The organism is Moraxella sp. CTOTU47724, assembly GCF_032014955.1.
Taxonomy (GTDB): Bacteria; Pseudomonadota; Gammaproteobacteria; order Pseudomonadales; family Moraxellaceae; genus Faucicola; species Faucicola tetraodonis.
Genome location: NZ_DALZSV010000080.1, coordinates 1 through 8,281, shown reverse-complemented (window position 1 = coordinate 8,281; position 8,281 = coordinate 1). Strand labels below are relative to the sequence as shown.

At 43.3% G+C, this 8,281-nt stretch carries 9 protein-coding genes and 1 pseudogene; 8 read left to right on the top strand and 2 right to left on the bottom strand.

Features of this window, described 5'->3' with window-relative positions; all coding sequences use genetic code 11:
* Positions 1–39 precede the first annotated feature (39 nt).
* Together RTR63_RS11850 and RTR63_RS11160 are read right to left on the bottom strand one after the other, a co-directional pair.
* Positions 40–255: an integrase core domain-containing protein gene (locus RTR63_RS11850; RefSeq protein WP_409418218.1), complete on the bottom strand. Its 216-nt coding sequence runs from the start codon at positions 253–255 to the stop codon at positions 40–42.
* A pseudogene (locus tag RTR63_RS11160) lies at positions 170–442 on the bottom strand (DDE-type integrase/transposase/recombinase); the annotation flags it as partial. The pseudogene RTR63_RS11160 and the gene RTR63_RS11850, both read right to left, overlap by 86 nt.
* A 14-nt stretch (positions 443–456) precedes the next feature.
* On the opposite strand from RTR63_RS11160, the gene RTR63_RS11155 reads away from it, so the two are divergent.
* The 8 genes from RTR63_RS11155 (at position 457) to RTR63_RS11120 (ending at position 7,960) form a co-directional block, all read left to right on the top strand.
* Positions 457–666: a hypothetical protein gene (locus RTR63_RS11155; protein WP_312524282.1), complete on the top strand. Its 210-nt coding sequence runs from the start codon at positions 457–459 to the stop codon at positions 664–666.
* Positions 667–923: 257 nt separating this feature from the next.
* Positions 924–1,475, top strand: coding sequence for a carboxymuconolactone decarboxylase family protein (locus RTR63_RS11150; protein WP_219332300.1), 552 nt, complete (start codon positions 924–926; stop codon positions 1,473–1,475).
* A 274-nt stretch (positions 1,476–1,749) separates the two neighbouring features.
* The gene (locus RTR63_RS11145) at positions 1,750–2,862 is read left to right on the top strand and encodes an acyl-CoA dehydrogenase family protein (protein WP_312524285.1); all 1,113 of its coding nucleotides are present in this window, start codon (positions 1,750–1,752) and stop codon (positions 2,860–2,862) included.
* Complete coding sequence (locus RTR63_RS11140) at positions 2,859–4,265, top strand: FAD-dependent oxidoreductase (RefSeq protein ID WP_312524278.1); 1,407 nt, start codon at positions 2,859–2,861, stop codon at positions 4,263–4,265. The genes RTR63_RS11145 and RTR63_RS11140 overlap by 4 nt, the downstream gene beginning before the upstream one ends.
* A gap of 107 nt (positions 4,266–4,372) precedes the next feature.
* Positions 4,373–5,791: a CmpA/NrtA family ABC transporter substrate-binding protein gene (locus RTR63_RS11135; RefSeq protein WP_312524276.1), complete on the top strand. Its 1,419-nt coding sequence runs from the start codon at positions 4,373–4,375 to the stop codon at positions 5,789–5,791.
* A gap of 213 nt (positions 5,792–6,004) precedes the next feature.
* Positions 6,005–6,196: a hypothetical protein gene (locus RTR63_RS11130; RefSeq protein WP_312524274.1), complete on the top strand. Its 192-nt coding sequence runs from the start codon at positions 6,005–6,007 to the stop codon at positions 6,194–6,196.
* A gap of 29 nt (positions 6,197–6,225) precedes the next feature.
* Positions 6,226–7,110 carry a nitrate ABC transporter permease gene (gene ntrB, locus RTR63_RS11125; RefSeq protein ID WP_312524272.1) on the top strand — a complete coding sequence of 295 codons (885 nt, stop codon included), beginning with the start codon at positions 6,226–6,228 and terminating at the stop codon, positions 7,108–7,110.
* Complete coding sequence (locus RTR63_RS11120) at positions 7,100–7,960, top strand: ABC transporter ATP-binding protein (RefSeq protein WP_100271357.1); 861 nt, start codon at positions 7,100–7,102, stop codon at positions 7,958–7,960. The genes ntrB and RTR63_RS11120 overlap by 11 nt, the downstream gene beginning before the upstream one ends.
* Positions 7,961–8,281 lie beyond the last annotated feature (321 nt).

The window sequence follows — 8,281 nt, the reverse complement described above, 5'->3', positions numbered from 1 at the left end:
TAAATACCCCAAACTTAAAACAACATCAAAGTAGAAACATTAAGCCACCTGTTTATACTCAGCAGGTGTCATATCATTCAATGAATCATGCGGTCGTTCATGGTTATAAACTTCGATCCATTCATCGGTTAATTGTCTGACCTCATTTCGATAGCTACGATTGAATCGTTCAATATATGCATTCTGGTACGGACACCAAGATATTGTGAGCGGCTGCCCAATTAGTGAAGATACTAGAGGTAAACTCACTGCCATTATCAACACGGATCTTGTTAGGATAACCATGGAACTGGGCTAACTGATCTAAATAGCGAATCACTCGCAAAGATGGGATGCTCGTGCCAATATCAATGCCTAGTAATTCACGATTATAATCATCAATGACATTGAAAGTGCGAAAGCGAATGTTGTTATACAACTTGTCACTCATAAAGTCCATTGACCAAGTATGCCCTAATGCCCTTTGTGGCGAATGATAACCAACTGCCTCATACGCAGATTTTTACGATACTACAAGATTTTTTACAACAACATCCTCGCCAAATTGACCACATCTGGGGTGGTCTTGAAGCGACAACAACGAAAAAACTGCGTTCGCTATTGGACGAATTATTACAGTTAAGTCGGGATAATAGCGTACTTAAGGTGTATTGGCGAGCAAGCTAAGGGTTACTTCGGAACAGTGGCACTTTGTCATCTTTGCAGGGGTCAAGTTTGCTATTGCTGTCAGGGGCTTTGTCATAGATACGGCAGTCGCTGCGCCAATATTAATTGGTCTTGGATTGTTGCGTCATTCCTAGCCATAATCAATATATGAAAATAATTACTTAACATATGCTATTTATTCATATGTATATAGGTCGAAAAATTTTGATTCGTACCCACTTAAGATAGCCAATAATATTTTATAAAAGGAAATTCGCATGGCACGTCTAACCGTCAACACTGTCGAAACCGCTCCAGAAAAAGCTAAAGAACGCATTGCAGCCGTAGAAAAAGCGAATGGTTTTATCCCAAACCTGATTGGTGTGCTATCAAACTCACCACAAGCGTTAGAAATGTACCAAGAAGTCGGTAAAATGAACAGCCGCAATAGCTTAACCCCTCAGGAAATTGAAGTAATCCAAATTACTGCAGCGGCTCATAATGGCTGTGACTTTTGTGTCGCCGGTCATACCAAAGTTGGCACAAAACTAAAGATGCCAGAAAACGTATTAAATGCGCTACGTGATCGTACTAAGGTTGATGATAATACTAAATACCAAGCGTTGGCACAGTTTGTCATGCAATTGATTGATAAACGTGGTCAAGTATCTGATGATGAGCTTAAAGATATTAAAGATGCCGGATACAACGATACCAATATCTTGGATATCGTGATGGGTGTGGCATTGGCAACCCTATGTAACTATGCAAATAACGTGGCAAAAAATGATATTAACCCAGAGTTACAGCCCTTTGCCCCAAAAAAATAAACTTTCTATTTTCTCGATTATCAGGATTAACAATCCCGCTGGTCAAACCGTTTATGTCAACTTGGGATAAACGGTTTTTTTCTACCTGCTTTTCTTTTAGCTGTTATCCCCTATTCGATAGTATGGATTGTAGTAAAATAGATGGCATAGTCTAAAGTTCATTCAAGTAAAATATATTTTTACTGCCAGTTAAGCATCCATTTTAGGTAGTCCTATGAGTCAATTTACAACCGATGATAACACATTGATTTCGCCCAATACACCACTGCGACAAATGCCACAATGGCAAGATAGAGCCCAGCTTTTACAGAATGTTGGCACCATAGCTAAGCAAATTCTTGACCCAATCGCGATTGATAAAGGTTACTATCCGGTAAAAGAGATGGGCGAGCTCGCTAAACTTGGCGCATTTGCAGCCCATTTAAGCAGTCAAGGAAGTAGTTTTGATACAGCGATTGCAAGTACCGCCAAAATTGCTCAAGTATGTGGTACTACTGGATTTTTATCGTGGTGTCATCAAGTCATGGGGTTTTACCTTGACCAGTCTGAGAATAATTGGCTTAAAGACCATATTTTACCAAACCATGCTTTAGGCAATAGTTTTGGTGGTACTGCATTATCAAATCCCATGAAAACATGGGCAAATATTGAGTCAATGATTTTACGAGGTAAAAAAGTCGATGGCGGTTATCGTGTGTCGGGTACCTTGCCGTGGATAAGCCATATTGCGCCTAATCAATACTGCGGTGCAGTGGCAACGGTAGAAAATGCCGGCGCTACACCGTTTGATGTGTTTTTTTTATTAAGTTTTGACGATGAGCTTAAAGGTCAATGGAAGCTAAACCCATGTCCAACGTTTAGTGGCATGGAAGGCTCGAGTACTTGGCAAATTGAACTTAATGATTATTTTGTGCCAACCGATAAGATTATTGCTGACCCTGCCAAGCCATTTATTGAACGGATTCGCGCAGCATTTGTACTGATGCAGCTCGGCATTGGGATTGGAATTATCGAGGGGGCAATTGAGGATATTCGTGCGGTTGAGTCACAACTGGGGCATGTTAATCAATTTTTGGAATACCAAGCGGACGGCTTGCAGTTAGCGCTTGATGGGGCAATAGCGCGCACCCATCAACTGGCCCAAACACCCTTTGAGCCGAGCAAAGATTATTTATTGGATGTACTCGATTTGCGTATTCAAGGGGCAAAGTTGTCATTACATGCCACCCAAGCGGCGATGCTACATCAAGGGGCAAGGGGTTATCTGATGACGGCAAATCCGCAGCGCCGTCTGCGTGAAGCCCAGTTTGTGGCGATTGTAACGCCTGCAATTAAGCATTTGCGCTTTTTATCACATCAGTTGATGACTGAGGTCATGCCAAAATGATAGAACAAGCCAATAATTTATCACCGATTAATATGGATAAAGACGGCAAACCCACAGACGGCCGTGGTGATTGGAAACAATTTTTGTGCCGAGCCTGTGGCTGGATTTATGACGAAAAAATCGGCGACCCAGACGGCGGATTGCCTGCGGGCACACGCTTTGAAGATATCCCAGACGACTGGCAATGCCCGCTATGTGGCGTGACCAAACGAGACTTTGAACCTTTTACCCCACGCAACATCAACATCGTCAAACCGCAAGTCAATCCTGCCGGCGATACAGGCGGTTTGTTGGTGATAGGGGCAGGTATGGCAGGTTGGGCAGTAATCGAAGCGGTGCGGTCGCTTGACCCAGATTATCCAATAACGCTAATTACCGCTGACAGTGGCGATAGATACCACAAACCGCAACTGTCAATTGCCATCAGCCAAAACAAAAACGCCGAACATTTGATTACCCAACTGGCAATTAGCGAAAGCGAACGGCTCAATATCGGTTTGGTTGCCAATACTTTTGTTTTGCATATCGACACGCAAAATAAACAAGTCCGTACCACGCGAGGTGACTTTGATTATGAATCACTCGTGTTTGCAATTGGCGCAAAACCTGCTTTGCCAAAAAGCTTACCCCCTAAGTTTGTCTGGCGAATTAACCATGTCGATATGTTTGCCAAATTGCAACAAAAATTGGCGGCCAAGTCTAAACAAAATATCGCAATTATTGGGGCAGGAATGATAGGCTCAGAACTTGCCGAGGATATTATTAAAGCTGGGCACCATGTAACCTTAATCGACCGTAATGAATTACCACTTGCCGAAGTGCTACCCACCAAGGCAAGTCAACTGGTCAAAGACGCTTTGGAAACAACCGATATTACCTTTATGGGTGGTCATACAGTCAGTAATATTGACAAAACTGCCAATGAGCAATACTTGATTCATTTTGCTAACAACGACAAAATCGTGACCGCAGATGAAGTGGTCGCTAGTACAGGCTTGGTGGTAGATGGCCGATTGCCTCAGCGAGCAGGGGTTGAATTTGTACCACAGCAAGGCATTATTGTCGATGCTCAAACTTTGAAGACATCGATAACCAATGTGTATGCCATCGGCGATTGCATAGCGATTGGCGGCCAAGCATGCCGATTTGTTGCGCCACTGCGCCAACAAGCAGACACCATTGCTCACCAAGTTTTACGACTTGAGCATGAAGGCTATCAACATGAAGCGCCCATTGTCCGCCTAAAAACTAAGTCGGTGGCGGTCACAGTGACAGGTAGCCCTTGTAAGCAAACTCATTGGGAAACTTTGGTGGATGATGGCAATATGCTTATCATGCAACAGCCGAAAAGTGCTGGTAATGGCCGTGTTGAGATTGTGGTAAATACTGGGTTTACTGTATAACTCCGCATTGAACTATGGCTATATCAAAATAGCATATCTTTTCGCCCTGTGGATTTTTTATCATAAGCTGTTTTTCCTCCTTGATATATTAAAAAAAGCAAAAAACTATGACCAACCGCTCCGACAATCTTTTTCGCCCCTTTGACAGTGATAGCAAACTCCACTTTGGGGGCTGTCGCTGTGGCAAACATGTTAATCAAGCCGAATGTAATGCCAGTCTCAACCACGAACAAACCGCACAAATCAATGAGTTGCAAAATAACTTTAGCCAGCAAAGTGCGATTGAAAAACTCAACCATGACATGATTGAAGCAGTAGCGGTAAAAGCCATTTTTCCGCATGAGCCAACCCGTCGGGCGTTTTTAAAATCGGTTGGCACAGGCACGGCGATGGCAGCCATTGCCAGCGTATTGCCAATCGCCAGCCTACAAGAAGCGGCGGCACTGGATAAACTCAATCCCGAAAAAAAAGAAGTCAAAATTGGCTTTTTACCGATTTTATGTGCTACACCGCTGATTATGGCTGACCCGATGGGTTTTTACCAAGAGCAGGGCATTAAAGCCAATTTGCTCAAACGCGCAGGTTGGGCGTTGGTGCGTGACCAGATGATGAACCGAGAACTCGATGCCGCCCATTTTCTCGCCCCGATGCCGATTGCGATTAGCTTGGGGCTTGGCTCGGCACAGCAGGACATGAAAGTCGCTGCTATTCAAAATATCAACGGTCAAGCCTTGGTCATGGGACTCAAACACAAAGATAACCGTGACCCCAAAAATTGGAAAGGCATGACCTTTGCCATTCCGTTTGAGCATTCAATTCACAATTATTTATTGCGTTATTTTTTGGCGGAGCATGGCTTAGATCCGGATAAAGATGTGAAACTGCGACTGACCACACCGCCTGATATGATTGCCAATCTTAAAGCGGGCAATATTGATGGCTTTTTTGGTCCTGAGCCGTTTAATCAGCGAGCCGTTTGGGATAAAGCAGGTTATATTCACACCTTGAGCCGTGATATTTGGAACGGTCATCCGTGCTGTAGTTTTGGCACATCACAAAGCTTTATCAATGACAATCCGCAGACCTTTTTGGCGATGAATCGAGCAATCATCAAAGCCAACGTCATGGCAAATGACCGCACCATTCGCCGTGGTTTATCGACACTGTTGGCAAAACCCAATTACCTCAATCAGCCAGAATTGGTACTTCGCCAGTCGCTGATGGGGCGATTTGCCGATGGCGTTGAGCATGTGCAAGATTTCCCAGACCGCATGGATTTTGATGTCATGCCATGGCACAGCGTGGCGGTGTGGATGATGACACAGATGAAACGCTGGGGCTATCTTAAAGGCGATGTCAATTATCAAGATATTGCCGAAAAGGTGTTTATGCTGACCGATGCCAAAAACCAAATGCAAGCGATGGGCTATCCTGTGCATGCGCAAAAGCCGATTGTGGTAATGGGCAAGGCATTTGATGATAAACAACCCGATGCTTATTTAAATAGCTTTGCTATTAAAAGATAATTGTCTAAAGCCGAGGCTGTGGCTTTAGCGCAGCTTTTAAAACCAAGGTGATTTATTTTGCTGTCATCCAACATTCAATGTTTATTTAAGTTTGGTTTAAAATCTCATCTTGAAAGGTTAATAACCATTAAATTCAAATTTTATAATCGGTGGGAAATATGTCACTACCCCACCTAAAGTAGATCAATTTTTTGTATTTGTAAAGGTGGCTAAATGATGACTCCTATTCCAAACTGGGAAGATCGAACCAAAACCATTCAACATTTAATTGCTGAATTAAAATCGTTTGAAGACCAAAATTTAATTGTTATGGTAACCGATGATGAAGGCAAAACCTTTAAATCTGTCAAACTTGTAAGCAAAGGGTTCGATGACGATAAAGTTTATTGTGTATTACATATTTAGCGATATTTTGAAAATTAGTAGGATTTTTTATGGCTAACCGCCCCATATCGACCAAAACCAAAGGCTACCTTGTGTCGCTACTCATCGTGCTTGCCGTGCTAGGCATTTGGCAAATGGCGACCTTGCCAAAACAAATCCATGCCCCCACCGACCCACTCAAACTTGAATACAGTGTACTGATGGGCGATATCCCAGAAGGCACAAAAGCTGGCGCAGTGGTAAAAAGCCAAAAAAGTGAGTTTCCGTCACCGACTGACTTTGCCAAAACTGCCATGGGGCATATCTCCGACCCATTTTATGATAGAGGTTTAAATGATAAGGGCATTGGTATTCAGCTTGGCTACTCGATTGGGCGGGTTTTGCTTGGGTTTTTGCTTGCGATGATAGTGGCGATTCCGCTTGGCTATCTGATTGGCATGTCGCCTGTACTTGGCAGTGCGTTGATGCCGTTTATTCAACTACTCAAGCCGATTTCGCCGCTTGCGTGGATGCCAATTGCGCTTTATACGATTAAAGATTCCAATGCGTCGAGTATTTTTGTGATTTTTATATGCTCGATTTGGCCTATGCTCACCAATACCGCGTTTGGCGTGGCAAATGTACGCCGTGAATGGCGAAATGTGGCAAAAACCCTTGAGTTATCGCCCATGCAAACAGCGACCAAAATCGTGATACCTGCCGCTGCCCCGACGATTGTGACGGGTATGCGGATTTCGATGGGGATTGCGTGGCTAGTGATTGTGGCAGCGGAAATGCTGGTTGGTGGTACGGGGATTGGTTATTTTGTGTGGAATCAGTGGAATAATCTGTCGCTTGCCAATGTGATTTTTGCGGTGTTGATGATTGGGGTGGTGGGGATGATGTTGGATTGGCTGTTTGGATTATTGCAAAAAAAGGTGAGTTATGTGGAATAATGTGCAAAAAGACCCCCTCATCACCGTTGAGAATTTAACCAAACGCTACGGTGATGGCGAAAACGTGTTTGAAAACGTCAACTTTGACATTCATAAGAATGAATTTGTCTGCCTAATCGGACACTCTGGTTGTGGTAAATCCACGATTTTAAACGCTTTGGCTGGACTAGAAAATGCCAGTCGTGGCGACATTCTTATGGAAGGCAAACCCGTGACCAAACCCGGCCTAGAGCGTGGCGTGGTGTTCCAAAGCCATGCATTATTACCATGGCTGACAGTGAGTGAAAACATCGCCTTTGCCCTTAAAGCCAAATCATCCAACATTTCTGCCAAAGCATTAGACGAACAAATCAACCATTATCTGAGCATGGTCGGTCTAGCAGGCGTAAAAAATAAAAAACCGAGCGAATTATCGGGTGGTATGAAACAGCGGGTCGGTATTGCAAGGGCATTTGCCACCCAGCCTAAAATGCTACTGATGGATGAGCCGTTTGGCGCATTGGACGCACTGACGCGAGGTGTTATTCAAGATGAACTCGTTAATATCGTCGATGAAACCCATCAAACGGTGTTTATGATTACACATGATATCGATGAAGCAATTTTACTTGCTGACCGTATCTTTTTAATGAGTAATGGCCCCCGAGCATTTCTAGCAGAAATTGTGGAAAATACCATTCCAAAACCGCGGCATCGCGATAATATTCATCACCACAGCCATTACTATAAAATCCGTAATCACTTACTGGAATTTTTGGTACATCGTAGCAAGACATTACAACAACAGCCTCATCGTCCCGACTATCCGACTGCTGTTAATTTTGATTATGCTGAGGGGGGTGGGTTGTAATTCTTAAACAGTGAAACAGAGTATCAAATAATCTGTTCGACCTCAAAAATTTGACTAGCAGAGTAGTCGATGTCTAATACCAAACCCAGGAAATATAGTATCATAAGCATATGAATAAACCTAAAATCAAGCATAGCCTAGATGGGGTCAGCACAGAATTGGGGAAAAATAGGTCGCTAAGTACATTTGTTGGTACTGGTCTGAAAAGTATGCTGAGGTGTAAATAAAAAAGACAGCTTGAGAAAAAGATGATAATTTGAGGTTATGAAGACACAAATTACAATCAGATGCCCAAGCTGTCTTGGCTTTAGTATAAAGAAA